Origin of the sequence: Histophilus somni 2336, from assembly GCF_000019405.1 — a bacterium.
Lineage (GTDB): Bacteria > Pseudomonadota > Gammaproteobacteria > Enterobacterales > Pasteurellaceae > Histophilus > Histophilus somni.
Genome location: NC_010519.1, coordinates 706,029 through 728,718, shown reverse-complemented (window position 1 = coordinate 728,718; position 22,690 = coordinate 706,029). Strand labels below are relative to the sequence as shown.

The following is a 22,690-nucleotide window of genomic DNA, read 5'->3' as shown; positions in this document are numbered from 1 at the left end:
TTTTCCTTATTTTAATCATCTCTTAGTCGAGCACTTCCAACTCGAACAACTCTATTTTCGTAATCTATCCGCAACAAAATTGCAATACTGACTGACATAATCAGCAAGCTTGAACCGCCATAACTCACTAATGGAAAGGTTAATCCTTTGGTCGGTAACATGCCTAATGCCATACCGAGATTTACAAATCCTTGAAAAAATATCCAAAAACCTATACCAAAAGCCAAAAACCCTTTAAAGCGTTCTTCTAATAATAATGACTCTCTCCCTATTTTCATTACTCTAAAAACGAGTAACGCAAGTAAGAACACCACCACAATAATGCCCACAAGCCCAAATTCCTCACCGACAATCGCCATGACAAAATCGGTATGTGCCTCAGGCAAATATTCCAATTTTTGTACAGAGTTTCCCAATCCTTCGCCCCATAACTCACCTCGCCCAAAAGCCATTAAAGAGTTTGTTAATTGATAACCTGCTCCTAGAGGATCTTTAAAAGGCTCAAGAAAACCTGTAAAGCGTTTTAAACGATAAGAGGCAGATGCGACTAACCATAGGAATAAGAAAAAAGCGATTCCTCCCAGCCCTACAAACTGCCAAAAATTTGCACCAACAATAAAAAGCAAGCCAAAAGTTATAACAAATAAAACAACCGCACTCCCTAAATCAGGCTGTAACAATAATAATCCACCCAATATAGCCATGACAAAAAATGGCTTAAATGCACTTAATTTTTTGCTACGTACATCATTATAACGGCGTGTGAAATAATCTGCCAAATAACACGTTAGTGCTAATTTGGCAAATTCAGCCGGTTGAAAATTAAATAGTTGTAACGGAATCCAACGTTTTGCACCGTTTGCATCTTTTCCGATTCCAGTAAGCACCAGCAATAATAAAATCACAGCAATCCAAAATAATATAACGTTATATTTTTGCCACATTCTCATTGGTATGAGAACAGCAAACGCAAAAGCAATTAACGAGATAAAAATATATCCTATATCACGTTTTATAAAGTAAAAAGGTTCATTAAATAATCTTGTACTGATTGGAATAGATGCGGAAGATACACTAATTAATCCCAAGCACAATAGAATAATAAACAACCATAGCAATGCTCGATCATATAATGCTGTTGTTGGTGTAATACGCAACCAACGATCAATATGTTGTTTTACGTTATTTTGTCCCATTTTGTCTCTATCTTTAACCCTGTGCCAACTTCGCTAAATCACTAAAAACATCACCTCGATGTTCAAAGGATTTAAATTGATCCAAACTTGCACAAGCCGGTGATAAAAGCACCATATCACCTTGCTGTAAATTCGGACGAATAGCTTCTATTGCCTGTTCCATCGTATCAAATAACTGACTTTGCACTGATAGTGCGGCAAGTTCTTTACCATCTTGCCCAAAACAATAGCAATAAATATGGGGTTGATTAATTAATGTTGCCAATTCCGAAAAATCTGCGGATTTACCATCCCCCCCCAACAATAAATGTAATTTATTAGCTACATACAAACCGGTCAGTGCAGCAACTGTACTTCCAACATTGGTTGCCTTCGAATCATTAATCCAACGTACATCATCTTTCTGATATGCTAACTGAAAGCGATGAGCTAAACCGGTAAATTTACGAAGTGCGGTCCGAATTGCAGTAAAACTTATGTCGACAGCCTGAACCAACGCACTGGCCGCCAACGCATTCATATAATTATGACGACCTACCAATTTCATTTCATCACAAGGTAAAATTAACCGCTCTTTTGCCATTAAATATTGCTTGCCATTTTCCGTTTTTAGCCAATAATCAGCCTGACTTTCTCCAAAAGTAATTGGAGACTTTAAATCTTCCGTTGTTGTTAATACATCTTCGGCATTTATTACCGCACGTTGACAATTTTCATAAATTCTCAATTTGGCTTGGCGATAATCTTCAATATCGAGATAACGATCCATATGATCTTCACTAATATTTAAAATCGTTGCGGCTGTCGCTTTCAAACTATAAGTCGTCTCCAGTTGAAAACTTGATAGCTCTAAAACATAGAGATCATAATCTTGTTGCAATAACTCAAGGGCAGGAATACCAATATTTCCCCCTATTCCAACTTTTAAGCCATCCTCTTTCGCCATTTCACTGACCAATGTAGTCACGGTACTCTTACCATTTGAGCCTGTAATAGCAATAATTGGCTTATTGGCGTAACGACAAAATAATTCAATATCACCGACAACCTCTACACCGGCCTGAAGTGCGGTCTGAATTTCAAGTGTTTTAACAGAAAGCCCAGGGCTAATCACAATGAGATCAGCTTCAAGTAGCCATTGTTGGTTTAAGCTTCCTGTATGTAAGGGGACATTTTCAGGTAATTTTTCTGCTCCCGTCGGTTGTTGACGAGTATCAATGACACGCACATTTGCTTGCTGCCGTAACAAGAAATCAACGCAAGACAATCCTGTTTTACCTAATCCGACTACGCAGATATTTTTGTTTTGATATTGATTAGTCATAGCTTGCCTTAACGTAATTTCAAGGTAATTAATCCGAGTAACACTAACATCAGCGAAATAATCCAAAAGCGGATAATTACTCGTGGTTCCGGCCAACCTTTCAGCTCATAATGGTGATGGATCGGTGCCATTCGGAAAATACGTTTACCATTGCGTAACTTATAAGATCCTACTTGCAAAATAACCGATAAAGTTTCAACGACAAATACACCGCCCATAATCACCAATAAAAATTCTTGTCGAACTAAAACGGCAATAGTACCTAATACTCCACCCAATGCTAATGAACCAACATCCCCCATAAAAAGCTGTGCAGGATACGTATTGAACCATAAAAAACCCAAACCGGCACCCACAATTGCAGTACAAAATATAACCAATTCAGAGGTATGTTTAATATAGGGAATATATAAATATTTTGACCATTCAATATTTCCGGTCGCCCATGCAATCAATGCAAATGCAGCAGCAACAAAAACTGTCGGCATAATGGCCAAGCCATCCAGCCCATCGGTCAAATTAACCGCATTGCCGGTGCCCACAATAACAAAATATGCCAATACAATATAAAACAAACCTAACTGAGGCATGACATCTTTAAAAAAAGGCACAACCAAACGTGTCGCATCCGTATCTTTACCTATCGCATACATACCGAAAGCAGAGATTAAAGCGATAACAGAAAGCCAAAAATATTTCCAACGAGCAACTAAACCGGCAGTATTTTTGCGTGTAATTTTACGATAATCATCAACAAAACCGACCGCTCCATAGCCAAATAATACAAACAAGCAAAACCAAACATAAGGATTGGCTAAATTTGCCCATAATAACGTACTGACCCCTATAGCAAATAAAATCATAATACCTCCCATCGTTGGGGTGCCTTTTTTGCTTAAGTGACTATCAGGACCATCATTACGTATCTCTTGCCCAAATTTCAAAATTTGTAAACGACGAATCACTTTAGGACCAATCCATAGCGAGAGTAAAAGTGCGGTGAAAAGTGCAAGAATTGCACGCACTGTCAAGTAAGAAAAAACATTAAATACACTTTGATATTGGTGTAAATATTCAGCTAACCACACTAACATTGAAATTTATCCTTTACTAAATTAATCACGTCTTCCATTTGCATACATCTCGCTCCTTTGACTAATAAAACAACTTTTTGACTGGCTAATTTTTGCTGAATAATGGGGATTATATAATTCACCAACTCGGTTTTATCACTAAAATGAACGCCATCACAAGCATCGGAAATGACCGCACTTTGTGTACCAAAACTGACCACTAAATCTAAGTTCGCCATCTGAGCAAAATCCGCTACTTGTTTGTGACAACTCACTGAATTTCCCCCCAATTCCGCCATATCACCGACAGCAAAAATACGGAAAAATTTATCATATTGTCGCAATACATCAATAGCGGATTTCAATGAACTTACATTAGCATTATAAGTATCATCTAATAACAATAGATTTGGACAAGGCTCAATGGGAAATAAACGCCCTTTTACATACGATTTTTTTTCTAAGCCTGCTTTGATTTGTTCTAAACTCACACCTAAGCATAAAGCTAATGAGGCTGCCGCTACGGCATTACTGACATTATGCAAACCTAAATAAGGTAAATTAATCTCTATTTCCCCATGCTCGGTACAACACAATTTAAACTGAGATCCCGTTTCCGTTAATCGGATCTCTTGCGCATAGTAGTCTGATTTCTTCCCCTGAGTGGAAAATAATCGAGTTTCTGCATCACCTATCTGTTCATGCCAATATTTTTTCCAGAGTACAGAATGCTCATATTCCATTATGGCAATTCCTTTGCCATTCAACCCTTGATAAATTTCACCTTTTGCCTGTGCTACTCCTTCGATACTCCCAAATCCTTCTAAGTGGGCAGCAGCAACATTATTAACCAACGCTACGTCCGGTTGGACTAAATCCACAGTATAAGCAATTTCGCCTTGATGATTTGCCCCTAACTCAATGACAGCAAATTGATGTTTCGGTTCAAAACGCAATAAAGTCAAAGGAACACCGATATCATTATTGAAATTGCCTTGAGTAAATAACACCGCATCAGGATCTTGCACTACTTTTTGCAAAATAGAAGCTGTCATTTCTTTGACCGTTGTTTTGCCTGAAGATCCCGTTATTGCGATTGTTTTTGGATTAATTTTTACTCTTAGCCATTTAGCTAATTGCCCTAAAGCAAGACGAGTATCAGGTACAATTAACTGTGGTACATCAACATCACACTCACGCTCAACTACAACAGCTGAACAACCTTGTTCTACTGCCTGTGTCAGATAATCATGAGCATCAAAATTTTCACCTTTCAAAGCAAAGAACAAACTTCTTAAACAAGGCTTTCTTGTGTCGGTACTAACCTTTTCCACACAAATATCCTTCGCTCCAATTAATCGTGCGGAAAAAATGTCAGCCAGTTCTTTTGTCGATAACTTAATCATGTTATTTCTTACTTCTCATCATTCAATACAATGAATTATTTCTGTATTTTACTCATCAATGACTTCAAATTTTACTAAACTTAAAAATACTTTTTTACAATTTCCTGATCCGAAAAATGGTATTTAGTTGTTCCAATAATTTGATAATTCTCATGACCTTTTCCAGCAATCAAAACAACATCATTTTCTACCGCACTTTGTAACGCTGTTTTAATTGCTTGCTCACGCTGATGAATAATCTGCACCGCACTTGATTGCTGAAAACCTGTCAAAATATCTTGCATAATTTGTTCAGGATTCTCTGTTCGAGGATTATCATCAGTAACAATCACACTATCAGCAAATTTTTCGGCAATAGCTGCCATTAATGGACGTTTACCTCTATCACGATCACCGCCACAACCGAAAATACACCAAAGTTTTCCCTGACAATGAACTGCAGCAGATTGCAAAGCGTTCTCTAAAGCGTCCGGTGTATGTGCATAATCAACAATCACGGTAGCCTTATGTTTTGCACTCAACATTTCCATTCGCCCGCAAACACCGGTTAATTGCCGTACTGTAGCAAGTAATTTATCTATGTCATACCCAAGCGATAAGAGTGTGGCTAAAACAAGTAATAAATTACTCACATTGAAGCCCCCAATTAATGGACTACTTAAGATCCCATTTCCCCAGCTTGAGGCAAATTCAATCGTTGTGCCTTTGCTGTGAAAACTAAGTGCGGTTGCTTTTAGCCAATTTTTTGTATCGGGCTGATAATCCGCACGGCAACTTACTGCAACCACATCAGGATCATCTTTACTTAATTCAATCAACCATGTTGCCCCGATTTCATCATCAACATTTAAAATTTTATGTTGACAATTCAGTTCACTAAACAAACGTTTCTTCGCTTGTGCGTAATTTTCCATGGTATGATGATAATCAAGATGATCACGGCTTAGGTTGGTAAAAATGCCTGCACGAAAAGTCAGTGCCTCAACTCTATGCTGCACTAACCCGTGAGAAGACACTTCAATCGCAGCAAAATCAGCACCTTGCCGAATAAATTTATCTAACGAGGATTGTATTTCTATTGCCGATCCCGTTGTATTTGAAGCTTCTTTTATTTGCCCAAATAAACCATTACCAATCGTCCCCATGACCGCACTTGTATGCCCTAAAATTTGTGTCCACTGTGCAAGTAACTGAGCTATGGTTGTTTTACCATTGGTTCCCGTTACACCAACAAGGGTTAAACGTTGTGAAGGAGATGAATAAAATCTATCTGCAATATGAGAAAGATGTTTTGACAGTTCATAATACGCAATAAGCGGAATATTTTGCTCAAAGCTTACTGTCAAATGCTGCTCCACTAGATCAGTTTCAAACAGCACCGCACTTGCTCCATTTTGAATGGCTTGCATAATAAATTCTCGACCGTCAACACGATGTCCTTTAATCGCAACAAAAAGACAGCCGGTCTTAGCTAAACGGCTGTCTAAAATCATTTCTTGAAGTTCAATATCTCTATGAACGCTATCTAATTGTTCATCAATATCCCAAAGTGCGGTTAATTTTTTCATAGATTACCTGAATGATTAATTGGCTTTCGCTTTATTCTCTTGACTATTGAGATAAACTGTACGTCTAACAGTTTTTGTATAGTTACTACTATCAGGAGGAATATTATTTGCTTTCAAAGCATAACTCATAATATTGGAAAATACAGGGGCAGAAACAACCCCACCATAATATTCTCTACCTTTAGGATCATTAATTAATACCACTAAGGCATAGCGAGGGTTGCTGATTGGAGCAAGTCCGGCTGTATAAGCAATATATTTGTTAACATATTTCCCATTTTCAATTTTCTTTGCTGTTCCTGTTTTTATTCCCACTCGATAACCCTCTACCATTGCTCTTTTATTTTTTATCGCAACTTTCTCCATCATATTAACCACTTCACGAGTCATTTTTTCAGAAAACACTCGCTGCCCAATAACAGGAGGATCTACTTTTGTAATTGAAAGAGGTCTATAAATACCGAAACTGCCCAAGGTAACATAGGCACGAGCAAGTTGTAACGGCGTAGTGCTGATGCCATAACCAAAGGAAACACTGGCTCTATCAATATCTGACCATTTCTTACGATCGGCATTCAAGAAACCTGCCTGTTCCCCAACTAAACCTAATTCTGTTCGTTGCCCTAAACCTGCTTTTTTATATGTATCTATTAGTGCATTTGCAGGCATACGCAAAGCCAAACGGCTCACCCCTCTATTACTCGAATTTTCTAAAATTTGATCAAGCGTTTGGCGATCTCTGACTGCAACATCTTTAACTTCATACCCATCTAAAACTAAACGACCAGTGTCGATTATCTCATCTCTTCGCACTACTTTTTTTTCAAGTGCGGTCAAAATAACAAAAGGTTTAATAGTCGAACCTGGCTCGAAAGTATCTGTAATAGCTCTATTACGCATCACTTCAGTCTTAAAACTTGTGCGTATATTTGGATTATAAGAAGGTGCATTAGCCATAGCCAACACCTCTCCCGTATGAATATCAACAAGTACTGCCGTTCCTGATTCCGCTTTGTATTTTTCAACAGCTTTCTTTATTTCACGATAAGCTACGGACTGTAATTTTTCATCAATACTTAAAATGACATTTTGCGGATCGTATTTCTTAAGATCTGATATATTCTCAATAATCCTACCATACCTATCCTTGCGAACTGTTCTTGATCCAGGTTTACCAACTAAAAATGAATTAAAACTTTTCTCTATCCCCTCAATACCTTCCCCGTCTATATTGGTATAGCCGAGTAAATGTGCAGTTTCCTCTGTCTTAGGATAAAAACGACGAGGTTCAGTTTTTAAGTTAACTCCATATAGATTTAATTCTTTAACATACTCCGCAATGGTTGGTGACACCTGACGAGCTAAATAGACAAAACCAGATTTAGGATTTTTTTCTAGAATTTTTCGTAAGTCCTTGTAAGACATACCTAATGCTTTAGCTAATGCACGCCAGCGTTCCTCATCTTGTAAACCATTTTTACTAAAAATTTTTTTTGGTTCAGCTGAAATTGAAAACATAGGAACACTCACTGATAAAAGTTGCCCATTGCGATCAACAATGGTACCTCGCATAGACAAAATTTTTTCTTTACGCAAGGATCGTTCATCCGCCTCATTAGATAGCACATCGGATTTAATCATCTGTACATAAGTAGCACGTCCCACTAAAGCTGTGAGTGATAAAATAATAAGACCAACAACAACCATAAAACGCCATTTCAAGAAACTATTTTCATAGATCTTTTTAGGTTGATTACGCTTTGCACCATTTTCAAATGCTCGTTTGTTTTTTCGATTTATCTTATTATGTGTCATTAATAACCGCCTAATATCTATTATCTATTCAATGATAACAACCTCTTGTTCAGCCGGAACGGATTTCATCTTCAACTTTTGAGAGGCAAAAGACTCTATATCGGAATGAAGACTATGGGCCTTTTCCTCTAATCTTAAATTTAAATATTCTTGCTCAAGTGATTGATTTTCAACAACTAAATTACTTTTTTTAGCAACTAAAATACGAGTTTGATGAGTAATCCAAACTGTACTTAACGCACTCAATACAACCAAAATCGTTAAAACAATTAATAATTTATTTGCAGAAACCAAGTCCTCAAAAATAACTTTATACAATGGGTAGCGTTCGAAATCTCTTACCATTATATTCTCTCCGCAATGCGTAAGACCGCACTTCTTGAACGGACATTAGCAGCCATTTCTTGTTCTGTCGGCATAATCGCTTTACCAACAGGTTTTAATTTTTGATTATGTTGAATTTGCTCTTCACGCAATGGCAATCCTTTGGGCAAATCATCACCTTTACTTTGCTTACGTATAAAATGCTTTACCATACGATCTTCTAGAGAATGAAAGCTGATAATCGACAGACGTCCTTGAGGAGCGAGAACATTTAAAGCTCCATTCAATACTTTTTCTAATTCATCTAATTCGGAATTAATAAAAATACGAATAGCTTGGAAACTTCTCGTTGCAGGATGCTTATACTTATCTTTAAAAGGTACAGACTGAGCAATCAGTTCAGCTAATTGTAAAGTTCTGTTTAAAGGTTCTGCTCCACTTTGCACCGCACTTTTGTTATATCCTACAATCGCCTGAGCTATACGTTTGGCAAAGCGTTCTTCACCGAAAGTTTTCAATACCCATGCTAAATCCTGTTCAGAAACCTGCCTCAACCATTCCGTTGCCGATAATCCTTGTGTCGTATCCATACGCATATCCAAAGGACCATCTTTCATGAAACTGAATCCCCTTTCCGCATTATCAAGTTGTGGAGATGACACGCCAAGATCAAGTAAAATCCCGTCAATTTTGCCCGTCAATCCTAATTTTTCACAAATATCCGGAATAGCTGAAAAGCTGTCATGCACAATACGAAAACGTGGATCTTGAATATTTTGTGCAACCTGAATTGCTTGGGGATCACGATCAATCGCAATTAATTGACCCTTTTTTGACAGTTGAGAAAGGATAAAACGAGAATGACCGCCTCGACCGAAAGTCCCATCAATATAGATACCATTTTCTTTTAAGGCTAAACCGCCAACTGCTTCTCTTAATAAAACAGTGAAATGCTCAGGTGAAGAAAATGTATCTTGCATACTCATTTGCAATAACCTAGGAAAAATCAATAAAATCAAAAGGGATAAAAGGTACAACAAAAAACGTACCTTTTTACCTTTGCTAGTACCGTTACTGACTGTAACGTATCTTTTTTATTATAGGGATAACATACTTAATGCTTCAGACATGGCAAATTGTCCACTCGCACCTAATGTCATATCTTTTTCAATTTGAGCTTGCCACTCTGACTCGCTCCAAATTTCAAATTTATTTAATTGCCCCACCAACATAATGGATTTTTCTAATTTTGCATGTTGACGTAAAGGAGCACTAATAAGAATTCGTCCGGCACTGTCAAGTTCACATTCAGTTGCATAACCTAGCATTACACGTTGCAAACTACGCTCTTCCGGATTGAAATTCGACAATTTCGATAATTTCTGCTCAATAATTTCCCATTGGTTTAAAGGGTAAAGTAATAAGCAAGGCTGGCGAATATCAACGGTACAAACCATCTGCCCCTGATTTATTTCGAGGATTTCCGGACGATAGCGAGTAGGAATTGCAATCCTCCCCTTAGAATCAAGATTAACCGCTGATGCACCTCGAAACATATTGTTTCCTTACTTTAATCACAAAAAATTATTCATCGCAGATAAATTAGGAAGATTATGACAAATTTCTCCACAAAATTCCACTTTTTACCACTTAATAAGTGTATTATCTGTCAAGTTAGGTTGCAAGTTTTTTATCTTGAAAACATATAAATAAAGTAAATTTTTTATAAAAAAACCGTTCAAGTTGCCTTAAACGGTTTTTTATCTATTGTTTATAAATTATGCTACATCATTTATAAAGGCATCCGGATCTTTCGAACCTAACGGTTTCAATAAAATAAAGAAAGCCACTAAACACAAAATAGTTAATCCAATACCAATATAAACGGAAAGTTGATAATCTAAACCAAAACCAATTTTGTTATAGGCTAAGTATGTAAAACATACCGCACTAATAAATGCTGCCGGAATAGTACACACCCAATGGAATTTATTGTAACGATATAGATAAGCCGCAGCTGTCCATAGCATCACCATTGCTGTTGCTTGGTTTGCCCAAGTGAAATAACGCCACAACACACCAAAGTCAATTTTTGATGCAATAATCCAAAAACCGACTGCAAATAACGGAACTGCAATAAGTAACCGTTTCACCAAAGTGCGTTGTTCAATTTTTAAGAACTCCGCAATAATCAAACGAGCGGAACGGAATGCTGTATCTCCGGAAGTAATAGGTAGCACAACTACCCCTAATACAGCAAAAACACCACCAATAGTCCCTAAGAAATAAATAGAAGAATCATACACTACTTTGGAAGGTGAACCTTGTTGGGTTGCAGCTAATAGTTCACCCAAATTTTCATAGAAACTTAAACCAACAGTACACCAAACTAAAGCAATAACACCTTCTGCAATCATGGCTCCGTAGAAAATAAAACGACCTTCTTTCTCATTTTCAGCACAACGTGCCATCAATGGAGATTGAGTTGCATGGAAACCGGAAAGTGCACCACAAGAAATGGTTAAGAATAATAATGGCCATAATGGTAGCTCTTTACGAGTTTCAAAGTTTTGTAAGAATTTTTCAAAACTCATACCATCAACGGAACGGAAAAATTCAATTGGATCAGCACCATTTAAATGGCTGGATACTAAGCCATATACCATACCGGCAGACATGAATAATAATAATCCACCAAATAATGGATAAATACGTCCAATAATCTTATCAATCGGTAACAATGTCGCCACAATATAGTAAAGGAAAATAATTCCAGTCCAAACCGCCACAACTGTCGGTTTATCCATTCCCCAAACACGGATCTCACCAGCGTTTTGTACCGCACTTACCACCTCATGTGCATTGGTTGTAGCCATACTTGCACTACCAAACATATCTAAAGTAATAGTACTTAATAACTGAGCAGGACTGGTTACAAACACAATCCCGACAAGGAATAATAAAACAACGGCAAGTACGTTAATAAATACTTTAACGGGAGTACCTAAATAGCGTCCGGCAAGAGTAGGCATTGAAGCACCACCATTACGAACGCTCAACATACCACAGAAATAATCATGTACTGCACCGGCAAATACACAACCCAGTACAATCCATAACATCGCCACCGGTCCATATAATGCCCCCATAATCGGTCCGAAAATCGGACCTGTGCCTGCGATATTCAATAATTGAATTAGCCAAATTTTCTTTTTAGACATCGGAACATAGTCAACACCATCTGTCATAGAATAAGCGGGCGTTTTCTTGTTCGGATTGATAACAAATACTTTCTCAACAAATTTACCGTATGTGAAATAGCCTAAAATCAATAGGGCAACACAAAAGAAAAACCATAACATAATAATCACCTAAAAATAATAATAAAAATACGCCAACTTCACTGAAGTAAAGCGTGCGTATTTTAGAGAGTTGTTATAGTTAAGTAAACTAAGATGGATACATTGGTTGGCTAAATCTTTTCCATTATGTGAAGTACTTCACAATTATGATGCTTTACCAGCCTCATTATCTGTTTCTTGTTTTGCATTTTCATCAAATTTGACTATAGGTACACAGCCTCGACAAGTCCCTTTATCCACCTCCATTTCATTACAAAATTGATTGTACGCATCCAGCATACGGCGGAAAAAACCTTTCTTTTCTGATTGATCCGGCATCACATTCTCCTTCCTGTATAAAAATCACTCCATCATAGAAAGTTTTTATATTTTTGCAACACTTCTTTTACTTCGTTGCGGCAAATTATCACTCCTTGTCGATAACCGCCATAAGACAAGAAATCTTTTTCACCACAAAAATATTTCCTCAAGACAGGACAATCAGAGGGAGCTATCATCTTCAATAGTCTCCATAAGGCAGGACGAGCAGCCGATAAAGTGCGGTAATAAAATGCAAAATTTTGCAATGAGTATACATCAAAGGCATTTAACTCTACCTCAATAGTTTGATTATTTATAATCTCATTCAATAAAGGATGATCCGATAAAACAAAATCTCGTCTAAATTGACTCATACATTGTTGTGAAAATTCTTTGCCTCGCAAAGTCAAAGGACAAATAGCCATTGCATTATATGTGCCACTGCTACTTTCTTTATACTCACTCAAATACACTAAATTAAAACCGCACTTATGCCAAAAAGAAACCAACTCCGAGCTGTAACCAAAGCTCACTGATAAAAAATCAATGTTACTTTCTACTTTCAAAGCAGCTATCAAATCTCGCCCTACTCCCCTTCTCTGCCAATTAGGTTGAAGTGCAATGCGAGAAATTCGTAAAGAACGTAATTCACAAGCCTGTGAATTAAGATATTGAAAAGCCAATAATTGTGCTGCTAAATTCCCTTTCGGTCGGCGTTCTCCTCGACAAATCGCCGCAATCAATCCTCGATCTGTCAATCCCCCCTCCTCTAATGCCCATATTCCACCGAGCAAATGTCCTTCTGTCTGTGCCAAATAAAATCGTTGTTTTGGAGCATCCAATAAACGACGTAAATCAATAGGAGAAGTGCGGTAATGTGCTAAAGATAATAGACCGTAAAAATCTGCTATTTGTGTCAATAACGCCTGTTGATTTAGCGATTTTATGTGAACGTCCAAATTGGATTTGTAATGATATTGCCGAAAATCATCTTCGCTATTAAGCAATAAAAGCACATCAATAAAAGGTTCTAACTTGTCATCCTCACGCCAACGCAATGGCTCCTTTAATTCAAATTCAAGACATTTTCGCCGTTGTTGTAAAATTCGTTGCTTAAATTTTAAGCCAAAACCACGCCCCGTACCTTCGTAACTATGAATGGTTGTACTAAAAACAATATGTTTAAAATAAGCACTAAAAAAATTTAAGGTACTGACAGGTAGCATGGCTGCTTCATCTACAAATAGCCAAGCATGTTGATATTCTTGCGGATTTTCTACCAAACGGTGAACAAACTCATCAGGTGCAATAAAAATAACTGATTGACCGGCGAACTTTTGCAAAATATTCACCGCACTTTTATTCGGTGCCGTCAAATAAACTTTCTGTTTTACTTGTTGAGATAACAAACCCAATAATGCTGATTTGCCTCGTCCACGTTTTGCTGTTAAAAAATAAATATCTGCCTGTTGCTGTAAAATACTGTCAATAACTTTTTGCTGTGCTTTAGTTGCACTCAATTGAACTGAACAAAATAAATCAGATAGGTTATTTTGAGTAATCGCTGGAATAGCGAAATGATTAACAGGAAACTGAAATTGATTAACAATCCGTTGAAAATGCCGAATAAAGTGCGGTGTTGCAATCATTTCTTCTACACCGCTCCAACGCAAGCTATCAACATCAGCCTGTTGTTCTAAAAGATCCCAATGATTAAGTAGAATATTTAATGTTCCACCTGCTTTTATCGTTCCCGCCACAATCGCCAAACTTTCTAAATGAAATCCCTGACGAGCATCAAAAATCACATTTAAAAACTCTTGCCCAAGTAACTTTTTTGCTTTTTGCACATGGCAAAAATGCACATTAAAATCGGGTTTTTCCCACCCTAACCACAAAACATCAAAATGTGATAAAAAGTGCGGTCCAAAACCTTGCAGATTGGGTGCAATACTAATTTGCACATGGCGAGAAGATATCATTTCAGGTTGGTTATTTCTCAATAATATAAGGATCAGTAAAACCTAACGAAAGCATAATTTCCGTTTCTAACCTTTCCATTTCTTCCGCCTCATCATCTTCAATATGATCATAGCCTAACAAATGTAAACTACCATGTACGATCATATGTGCCCAATGTGCCATTAGTGGTTTTTCTTGCTCTGTCGCCTCTCGTTCTACTACTTGACGACAAATCACTAGATCACCAATTAATGGTAATTCAATTTCATCAGGACATTCAAAAGGAAAAGAAAGCACATTAGTCGGCTTATCTTTACCACGATAGGTTAAATTCAAATGGTGACTTTCTTCTTCATCAACAATGCGTACTGTCATTTCAGGTTGTGAGTTTTCCGCTCGAATTGCCGCATTTGCCCATAGTTGAATTTGTTCCACACTTGGTAAATTGGTCGCATCTTCGCTCGCTATCTGTAGGTCAATAATGACATTTTTCATGAATTGAACCTTTGTATAAAATTATTCTTGTAACGCTTTTACCCGTTCTTCGGTAAACTGCTCTTTTTCTAACCGCTCTTGTTGTTTTTGCTCGGCTAATTGTTGGCGACGAAACTCATCTTTAATTTCCCAAACCTCATAAGCTTGAACAACTTTTGCCACAACAGGATGACGTACAATATCTTTGCTGTCAAAATAGTTAAAACTTAATTCTGGCACATTTTCTAATACTTCAATCGCATGGCGAAGACCGGATTTTTGACTACGAGGTAAGTCAATTTGCGTAACATCACCGGTTACAACAACCTTAGAATTAAATCCAATTCGGGTTAAAAACATTTTCATTTGTTCAACCGTTGTGTTTTGACTTTCATCTAAAATAATAAAACTGTCGTTTAACGTTCGTCCCCGCATATAAGCTAACGGTGCAATTTCAATTACATTACGTTCTATTAATTTTTGCACACGCTCAAACCCTAACATTTCAAATAAAGCATCATAAAGCGGACGTAAATAAGGTTCAATTTTCTGTCCTAAATCACCGGGTAAAAAACCCAATTTTTCACCGGCTTCAACAGCAGGACGTGTAAGCAAAATACGACGCACTTCTTGACGCTCTAATGCTTCAACCGCTGCGGCAACGGCTAAAAAAGTTTTCCCTGTTCCAGCCGGTCCAATACCAAAACTAATATCGTGTGTGAGAATATTATGTAAATATTCAATTTGGTTTTTACCACGAGGTTTGATTAAGCCACGTTTAGTTTTAATTGTTGTGCTATAAACTTTACTATCTTCCCGCTTTGTTTGAGTATTATCTTGTAATAACATTCGGCTCTCTTGAATTGCCAAATGTATATCTTCCAAATCCAGCTCTTTCACTTTGCCACGAATTTTTGCAGTGTCAGCATATAAATTTTTAATTAATTTCACCGCACTTTTTAGCAAAGTTGGATGATACGTGTTTTTTTCTTCTCCGTCTGCGGATTGTACAGTAAAAGTAAAATTACGGCGTGAAACAACCAAATTAAAACTGCTTTCAATTAATTGCAAATGCTCATCAAATGTGCCACAAAGGGATTGTAAGCGTGCATTATCTTGAGGTTCGAGAGTAAACGTTTCAGTAAGATTGTTCAAAATAATATCCTTATCTTTATAAAAATCCTTGCATTAACAAATTCACTGCTAATCCTCCTAAAACCAACCAAATAAAGAGTAACATCCCTAATAATAAAGGTTTTACACCCGCTTTCTTGATAGCACTAATATGAGTGGTTAATCCTAAAGCTATCATTGCGGCAATTAACAGTAAATCGTCTAATTTTACAATAAATTTAACCGCACTTTTTGGCAAAATATCAAAGGAATTAAAGATTGCCATGAGAATAAATAAGAAAGCAAACCAAGGAATATTAATTTTACTTTTATCTGATTTCTGTTTTGATAATGCCCAAGATAAAACTAATAAAAATGGTGCTAACATCATTACTCTAATCATTTTGGTGATTACTGCTGTATCAGCAACCGTAGGACCAATATTACCGCCGGCAGCATAAACTTGTGCTACTTCATGTACCGTTGAACCAATATAAATCCCAAATTGATGATCTGTTAGCCAATGTTGTAAATAAGAATAGGCAAACGGATATAGAAACATGGCAATCGTGCCAAAAATAACAACGACCGCAACAGCAACGGATACTTTATGAGATTCGGCTTTGGTAACAGGTTCCATTGCCATCACAGCCGCCGCCCCACAAATGCTACAGCCTCCAGCCGTCAAATACACCGTCTGCTTGTCCATTTTAAGCCAATAAATTCCTATCCCAATGGCAAGGAAAAAAGTGGAAAGCAACATAACACTGTCTGTAACAATGGCATTGATTCCCACATGGCTAATGTCCTGCAAAGTCAAACGGAAGCCATATAATATAATTCCAATACGTAGCAATGTTCCCTTGGCAAATAACACGCCTTTGTCCAGTTTTGATGAAAGTGCGGGATAAAAGGTATTACCAATTAAAATGCCTAACAAAATTGCGATAGTCAAAGCACTGATTTTCGCTTGATGTGCAAATTGAGTATTTGCCAACCAACTCACGATAATGGTAAGCAAAGCAATAAAACCCAATCCAAAATAAAAATTTCTATTTTTCATATATTTCTACCCGATAATAATGTGATTGATTTTCTCTTCGTACTTACTGATGTAAATCATTCATTTCAAAATCAAGGAATGATGGAAAAGAAAATAAAAGTTGCCAACATTACCAAATGAATAACTCCCAACAAAAAGTTGCTACGTCCTGTGCTTAAAGTATTCATTGTCAATAAAAGTGTAATAATCAGCATCAAACTTTCTTTGGCTGTTAAACCAAACACAATAGGCTGGCCGGAGATAACAGAAATAATCGCAATCACAGGCACAGTTAAAGCGATAGACGCTAATGCCGAACCCAAACCAAGATTCAGACTGTTTTGCAACTGGTTATTATAGGCAGCCTTAATTGAAGCAATTGATTCCGGCAACAATACCAAACCGGCAACGATAATCCCCAACATTATTTTAGGCAACCCGAAACTAACTAGTGCAGACTCAATAGTAGGCGATAGCATTTTAGCCAGTCCTACCACAGAAACTAAACTTATCAATAAAAACACAATACTCACACCAATTGTTAACCAATTGTCGTTGTGATGGCTTTCATTTTCATCCTCATCAACAAAATAATTACGATGGCGAATAGTTTGCGTAAAAATGAAAGAGCCGTAAAGTACCAAACAGCACATTGCCACAAACAACAGCTGTGAATTGACCATTCCACCACCCTCGGCAGAAAGCGTAAAATTAGGCAACACAAAAACAATTAATGAAATTGCCAGTAAAACACTGACAGCAGCCTTAATACCGTGCAAGCTAAATAATTGGACATAATTTTTCATACCGCCTATCAGCAGCCCGATACCCACGATCCCATTACAAATCAACATTAATGCCGCATAAACTGTATCTCTTGCCAACACCAAAGAATTTTCCTGCGTGCTGTTACTCATCAGGATCACAATTAATGCCACTTCAATAACGGTTACCGCTATTGCAAGCACCAACGTACCAAACGGCTCCCCCACCTTATGAGCAATCACTTCAGCATAATGCACTGCAGCAAATACCGAACCGATAAGCAAAACCGTAGTAACAGTATTAATCAACCAGCCTGTTGGGTAAGTCAGCAAATGAAATGCCAATACTAATAATGCAAATAAAGGCAACAACAATGTCCATACAGGTAAATTAAGGGAAAATTTACTGTCCAACCAAAGTTTTTTGACTTCATTGATTTTAATCGTTTCAGTACAATTGTTTTGTTCCTGGTAGGATGGTTCCATTATAGATACTCCAAAAAAAACTCATATACAGATTACAACAACACACAAAAACAAGACATAAAATACTCCCCAGACCATCACATAAACGTGTTTTATTGACAGTGTAGACAGCAAGCGTAATGTCATGCTTAATAAAATAATCGCCGTTACCAACGGATAGGCATATTAAATAACAATACATAAATTAAATCAAATTATCGCTTCATTATTTCACATTCAAAAACAAAAAAAACGATAGCATTGATATGTAACCATTTGATTCAATAAACGGCATTGCAAATAGCGATTTTTTCATTTAAAAAATCACATATTTTGTCTTCATGAAAAGTTTTTAATCAACGAAATGATTTTTATCGCTAAAAAACACCGCACTTTCAGGAAGAAATGAGGTAGGGTTGCCGTTTTTTTCTTAATTTGACCAGTTCGGCAATTTCTGCTTGCGTTAGCCACAATTACCCGCCCAATTCGTATAACAAAAATTGGGCTTGAATGTCTGTGGTCGTGTAAAGAATTAAGTCGTTTTCGGATATTTACCTGCCTTTATTTTTCAGGTTGTCTGAAAGTTACATCACTGCAAATACTGCACCAAAATTGCCTGTTTTTGAGCGGGCAAAGATTGGATTTTTTGCTCGCAAGTGGCGATTTGGGCTTCGTATTGCGCGATTTGGGCGAGGATTTCAGTTTGTTTCTCAATACTTGGCACGGGAACTGGCAAACTTTCATAAAACCCGATTGGTACACGGCGATGACCGCTAGCCCCAGTCATATGTTGTTCTGCTGATTGACGAATTTCATTCCGATTTAAAAAATGGAATAAAAAAGCATTATTCAATGTTGGTGATTGGGAGCGGATAACATGAAATTCTGAGCTACCCATGCCAATGTGATTGCTCAATTCTGTTGCTAATGCACATTTACCGTTTTCCATGCAAGGCGTTATTTTGGCAATAATGATGTCATTTTCTTGGAAATAGGTGTAGCTGCTTTTACGCAATTCGCCCAATGGACGGTTAATTTTTTGTTGAATGTAACCATCATTGCTGACCGATGCCATTTCCACAAAAGAAACAATCAAGTCATCAGGCAAATCCCTCAAAATATTTTTTGAAGGATTTGTTTTGCATAAATCTTTGATTTTAAACAGTTTTACCCCCCCCTAGATGAATTTTGTGCCAGCACTTCTAAATCGCTGAATATTTGGGCAATTTTGGCACGATAGGTTTCAATCGCCATACGGCTGGTTTCGTATTCTTGGTCAATTTTTTGGCATTCGGCAATGATTTGTTGCTGAATGGCTAATGGTGGTAGGGGAATACGGATATTTTTCAAATTACTTGAATTAAGTCCGCCTTGTGCTGCACCTGTTGTATTGGCTTTTAATAATTTTTGCCCCATTGCCGAATGTAAAACATGGAATAAATATTGTTGGGTTTCAGGCTGGCTGCAACGAATAACGAAAACATGTTCATTAACCATTGCAAAAATATCATTCAATTCATCGCGTACCAATGCCACTTTTCCAGTTAAAGCACCATCTTTACACAATAAAATATCACCTTTTTGGATTTTTCCTTTTTCTGCTTCATGGAAAAAAGTCAATGGTACAAATTTGATATTTTTTAATTCCAAATGTCCATTGTCTTTATGAATGTGTTCTCCACCCAGTGAATATGCGCCCGATGAAATAAAGCCTACGCCACCACTAGGACGTTTTCCGCTTTCAATATGTGGCGCAATTTTACCAATGATTTCCAATGGATACTTACTCCGAATTTCCACCTTCTCCACCAATGCCGTCTGAATGGCTTTATCAAACACCGTGCGCGAAAAATCCAGCATTTCATGCAAAGGACGCAAGCTGGCAAATGGGCGCAAATCTTCGCTGATTTCAGGCTGCGTTTGCGTGCAGGCGGCCTGAAAATTTTGGCGGATTAAGTGATTGAGTTTGCTAGAGTCATGCAAATCATTCGGATTGAAAAGTGGCGTGTGCATTTTGAAAATGCCTTGATTGCGGTTGGGGTTTTCTTCGTTTTCCGCTTCGCTACTGCCGATGTATTTGATGCCTTCGCTGCCTTTGCGTGTGCTCCATTCATAGCCCAAGAATTTTTTCGCTTCTTTGTTGTCGGCGGGGCTTTTGATGATGAGTACAGGCTGCGGATTGGCATAAGCCAATAAAAAATAATGCAATTTGTCTTTTTCCATTTCACGCGCAAACGCCCACGCGCTTTGTTCAAACAAATCTGCTTTTTCCGTATCGGAAAGTGCTTTGTAATCGCGTTTGGCTTGACGTTGTTTCCAATCAGTGCTTTGGCGATAAGTTTCGCGGTAATCGGCGAAAATACCGCTTTCAGGCAGCCTGAAAGTCAAAAAGTCTTGATAATCTTGCCAATTTAAACCGCAATGTTGGCAATATTGCTGCAATAAATGTGCGTCTTGGAACAATTCATCGGCGGACTTGTCATTGCTAAACCAAAAATCCACGCGGTTTTGGTAATGTGCGGACAAGCTGGGTGCGTCTGATTTGCGACGCAAAAACAGGGTTACGGTATTGGTGCCTGTTTTGCCGAATGTGCCTGAACCAAATTCGGCAATCGCCACAATATCAAAGTGTTGCAATAAAATTTCGCGTGCTTTGATGTAAATGTTGCCATTGCTCAACACAGAAGACGGCAAAATAATCGCCGCCACGCCATTTTGTTGGAGCAATTGTGCGGTGCGTTCAATGAAAAAAGTTTCAATGGAATTAAAGGTATCGGTTTTATCCACATGTTTGTAAAGCGAAAAAGATTTGCACTCATCGTCTGAAAGCGTGTCCAAAAAACCTTTCACGCTGTACGGCGGATTGGCGACCAGCACCGAAAACGCACCATTTTCCACTTTCACTTTATCGTTGTGTGCAGTCAAACCATCGCCATAGACAATCTGAATGCCGTCTTGCCCATACATAAACGCGGAAACTTTCGCCACTTTGGAGAGGCGGTATTCTTTTTCAATGCCGACGATGGCTTGATAATAAGGTGCGGTGTCCGCTTGTTTAAATGCTTGAACCAATGGGCGAATTTGGCTGGCGTATTCATTCAAGAAATGCCCCGCACCGCAAGCATAGTCAATCATTTTCGGCGGTGCATCGCTGCCTGAAATCAAATCTGCCAAAGGCAAAGACGACACCAAAAAACGCACAATCGGCAAAGGCGTGAAAAATTGCCCTTCCGACTGCTTCACGCCTTGGTCTAGGAAACCTTCAAACAAATCGCCCAAAAATTGATTTTCGCCGCCATTGTCGGTTTTTAGGCGAATGTCCTGTAGCATCTGTACCACTTCTTTTAAAATTGCACCGTTTTGGAAAAACAGTTTTTTATTATGTACGTCCAAAAAGGCGAAATCGTTGTTGGTGTAATATTTGATTTCGGTGAATTTGTCCAAAATGGTTTTCTTGGTTTCGTCTTTTTTGTTTTTGAATAAGATAAAGGCGGCTTCAATTTCTTCTTTGGTAACGTGGGTAATTTCTTCGCCCAAAAATTCGTCCATGCCTTTTTTGTAAAGTGCTTGCAGGCGGTCTTGCAGGTCAAAATAATTATCTTGTGCCGCGCCTTTCCAATAAACTTTTAATTCATTTGGGTTTTCGCTTTCGTCTTTGATTTTGGCGAGAAACAAATTCACCAATTTATCAAACGCATTTTCGCGCCCCGAAACATTGTGTTGGCGCATAATGGTGGCGAATTGGTGGTATTTTTTCTGAATGCTGGTGTTATCCACCACTTTCAAATCGCTGGCTGAAAAGGGGCGTGTGCCGATATTAAATGGTGCAGATTCAAATAATTGATGTTCTGTTGCGTCCAGTTGGTAAGTGTTTTTCCAAACTTCAAAGAAATCGCTTTTGCTGCCACTTTCTGCGTGAATTTGCTCATAACCAATCAATTTTTCATCGCTTTTTAAATATTCGGTGTTGTCTTTCATGGAAACAAGGCGGTAGCTATGTTCTACGTTTTCGCCATTCCAGTCAGAAGCATACAAGCATAAATATTGTGCTTTGCGGTAGCTGTTGAAATAATTGAACAATTGACCACCGTCTTTTTGCATTTTGCGCCATGCTTTTTCAAATTCGCTGTTGCTGTTGTCGGTGGTTTTGCATTCAATCAACATATAGGGCGTGTGGTCGTTATCGCGCAATAAAATATCGCAATAAAAACTGGTGTCTTCGCGTCCGCCTGTCATTTTCGGCTCTAAAACGATTTGATTGGGCGTGTAACTCGTTTGCAATAAGTGGCACACGCATTCCAACACCACGAAATTTTCAGGCTGGCTGAAATTGAGCGTGGTGTCGCGTTCGGCGGTTAAACCATTGGGATAATGGATTTTTTCTGCTTTGAAATCCACGCTTAATTCATATTGCCCATGAAAAACTTTGCGGTAGATTTGATTCTGTTCGGTAAAACCGAGATGGTTTAATAATTCGGGAAGGTTGTGTTTGGTAATCATGT

General features: G+C 37.9%; 18 protein-coding genes. All 18 read right to left on the bottom strand.

Features of this window, described 5'->3' with window-relative positions:
• Positions 1 to 11: 11 nt before the first annotated feature.
• The 18 genes from ftsW to HSM_RS03115 all read right to left on the bottom strand — a co-directional run bounded on the left by ftsW (position 12) and on the right by HSM_RS03115 (position 22,688).
• Positions 12 to 1,196, bottom strand: coding sequence for a putative lipid II flippase FtsW (gene ftsW, locus HSM_RS03195; RefSeq protein ID WP_012341452.1), 1,185 nt, complete (start codon positions 1,194 to 1,196; stop codon positions 12 to 14).
• Positions 1,197 to 1,209: 13 nt separating this feature from the next.
• Complete coding sequence (murD, locus tag HSM_RS03190; protein ID WP_012341451.1) at positions 1,210 to 2,520, bottom strand: UDP-N-acetylmuramoyl-L-alanine--D-glutamate ligase; 1,311 nt, start codon at positions 2,518 to 2,520, stop codon at positions 1,210 to 1,212.
• Between the two features lie 8 nt (positions 2,521 to 2,528).
• Entirely contained in the window at positions 2,529 to 3,614 is a 1,086-nt protein-coding gene (gene mraY, locus HSM_RS03185) for a phospho-N-acetylmuramoyl-pentapeptide-transferase (protein ID WP_011608511.1), read from the bottom strand.
• The gene (murF, locus tag HSM_RS03180; RefSeq protein WP_012341450.1) at positions 3,608 to 4,999 is read right to left on the bottom strand and encodes a UDP-N-acetylmuramoyl-tripeptide--D-alanyl-D-alanine ligase; all 1,392 of its coding nucleotides are present in this window, start codon (positions 4,997 to 4,999) and stop codon (positions 3,608 to 3,610) included. Before murF ends, mraY begins: the two co-directional genes overlap by 7 nt.
• An 80-nt stretch (positions 5,000 to 5,079) precedes the next feature.
• On the bottom strand, positions 5,080 to 6,567 hold the full coding sequence (murE, locus tag HSM_RS03175; RefSeq protein ID WP_012341449.1) for a UDP-N-acetylmuramoyl-L-alanyl-D-glutamate--2,6-diaminopimelate ligase: 1,488 nt from the start codon (positions 6,565 to 6,567) through the stop codon (positions 5,080 to 5,082).
• A 15-nt stretch (positions 6,568 to 6,582) separates the two neighbouring features.
• Positions 6,583 to 8,382, bottom strand: a complete 1,800-nt coding sequence (gene ftsI, locus HSM_RS03170; RefSeq protein WP_012341448.1) for a peptidoglycan glycosyltransferase FtsI — start codon at positions 8,380 to 8,382, stop codon at positions 6,583 to 6,585.
• A gap of 24 nt (positions 8,383 to 8,406) precedes the next feature.
• Positions 8,407 to 8,727, bottom strand: coding sequence for a cell division protein FtsL (gene ftsL, locus HSM_RS03165; RefSeq protein ID WP_012341447.1), 321 nt, complete (start codon positions 8,725 to 8,727; stop codon positions 8,407 to 8,409).
• Positions 8,727 to 9,692 (bottom strand): 16S rRNA (cytosine(1402)-N(4))-methyltransferase RsmH, encoded by a 966-nt coding sequence (gene rsmH, locus HSM_RS03160; RefSeq protein WP_012341446.1) that lies wholly within the window; start codon positions 9,690 to 9,692, stop codon positions 8,727 to 8,729. The genes ftsL and rsmH overlap by 1 nt, the downstream gene beginning before the upstream one ends.
• A gap of 111 nt (positions 9,693 to 9,803) precedes the next feature.
• The gene (gene mraZ, locus HSM_RS03155; RefSeq protein ID WP_012341444.1) at positions 9,804 to 10,262 is read right to left on the bottom strand and encodes a division/cell wall cluster transcriptional repressor MraZ; all 459 of its coding nucleotides are present in this window, start codon (positions 10,260 to 10,262) and stop codon (positions 9,804 to 9,806) included.
• Positions 10,263 to 10,484: 222 nt separating this feature from the next.
• Entirely contained in the window at positions 10,485 to 12,068 is a 1,584-nt protein-coding gene (locus HSM_RS03150) for a carbon starvation CstA family protein (RefSeq protein WP_012341443.1), read from the bottom strand.
• Positions 12,069 to 12,212: 144 nt separating this feature from the next.
• On the bottom strand, positions 12,213 to 12,386 hold the full coding sequence (locus HSM_RS10770) for a DUF5363 domain-containing protein (RefSeq protein ID WP_011608503.1): 174 nt from the start codon (positions 12,384 to 12,386) through the stop codon (positions 12,213 to 12,215).
• Positions 12,387 to 12,418: 32 nt separating this feature from the next.
• Positions 12,419 to 14,350 carry a tRNA(Met) cytidine acetyltransferase TmcA gene (locus HSM_RS03145; RefSeq protein WP_012341442.1) on the bottom strand — a complete coding sequence of 644 codons (1,932 nt, stop codon included), beginning with the start codon at positions 14,348 to 14,350 and terminating at the stop codon, positions 12,419 to 12,421.
• A 10-nt stretch (positions 14,351 to 14,360) separates the two neighbouring features.
• Complete coding sequence (gene ybeY / locus HSM_RS03140; RefSeq protein ID WP_012341441.1) at positions 14,361 to 14,825, bottom strand: rRNA maturation RNase YbeY; 465 nt, start codon at positions 14,823 to 14,825, stop codon at positions 14,361 to 14,363.
• A 21-nt stretch (positions 14,826 to 14,846) separates the two neighbouring features.
• Entirely contained in the window at positions 14,847 to 15,959 is a 1,113-nt protein-coding gene (locus HSM_RS03135) for a PhoH family protein (RefSeq protein WP_012341440.1), read from the bottom strand.
• A gap of 16 nt (positions 15,960 to 15,975) precedes the next feature.
• Positions 15,976 to 16,980 carry a YeiH family putative sulfate export transporter gene (locus tag HSM_RS03130; RefSeq protein ID WP_012341439.1) on the bottom strand — a complete coding sequence of 335 codons (1,005 nt, stop codon included), beginning with the start codon at positions 16,978 to 16,980 and terminating at the stop codon, positions 15,976 to 15,978.
• Positions 16,981 to 17,051: 71 nt separating this feature from the next.
• Complete coding sequence (locus HSM_RS03125; RefSeq protein ID WP_012341438.1) at positions 17,052 to 18,209, bottom strand: calcium:proton antiporter; 1,158 nt, start codon at positions 18,207 to 18,209, stop codon at positions 17,052 to 17,054.
• A 568-nt stretch (positions 18,210 to 18,777) separates the two neighbouring features.
• Positions 18,778 to 19,305 (bottom strand): restriction endonuclease subunit S, encoded by a 528-nt coding sequence (locus HSM_RS03120; RefSeq protein ID WP_232451444.1) that lies wholly within the window; start codon positions 19,303 to 19,305, stop codon positions 18,778 to 18,780.
• A gap of 50 nt (positions 19,306 to 19,355) precedes the next feature.
• Positions 19,356 to 22,688, bottom strand: a complete 3,333-nt coding sequence (locus HSM_RS03115; protein ID WP_012341436.1) for an N-6 DNA methylase — start codon at positions 22,686 to 22,688, stop codon at positions 19,356 to 19,358.
• Positions 22,689 to 22,690 lie beyond the last annotated feature (2 nt).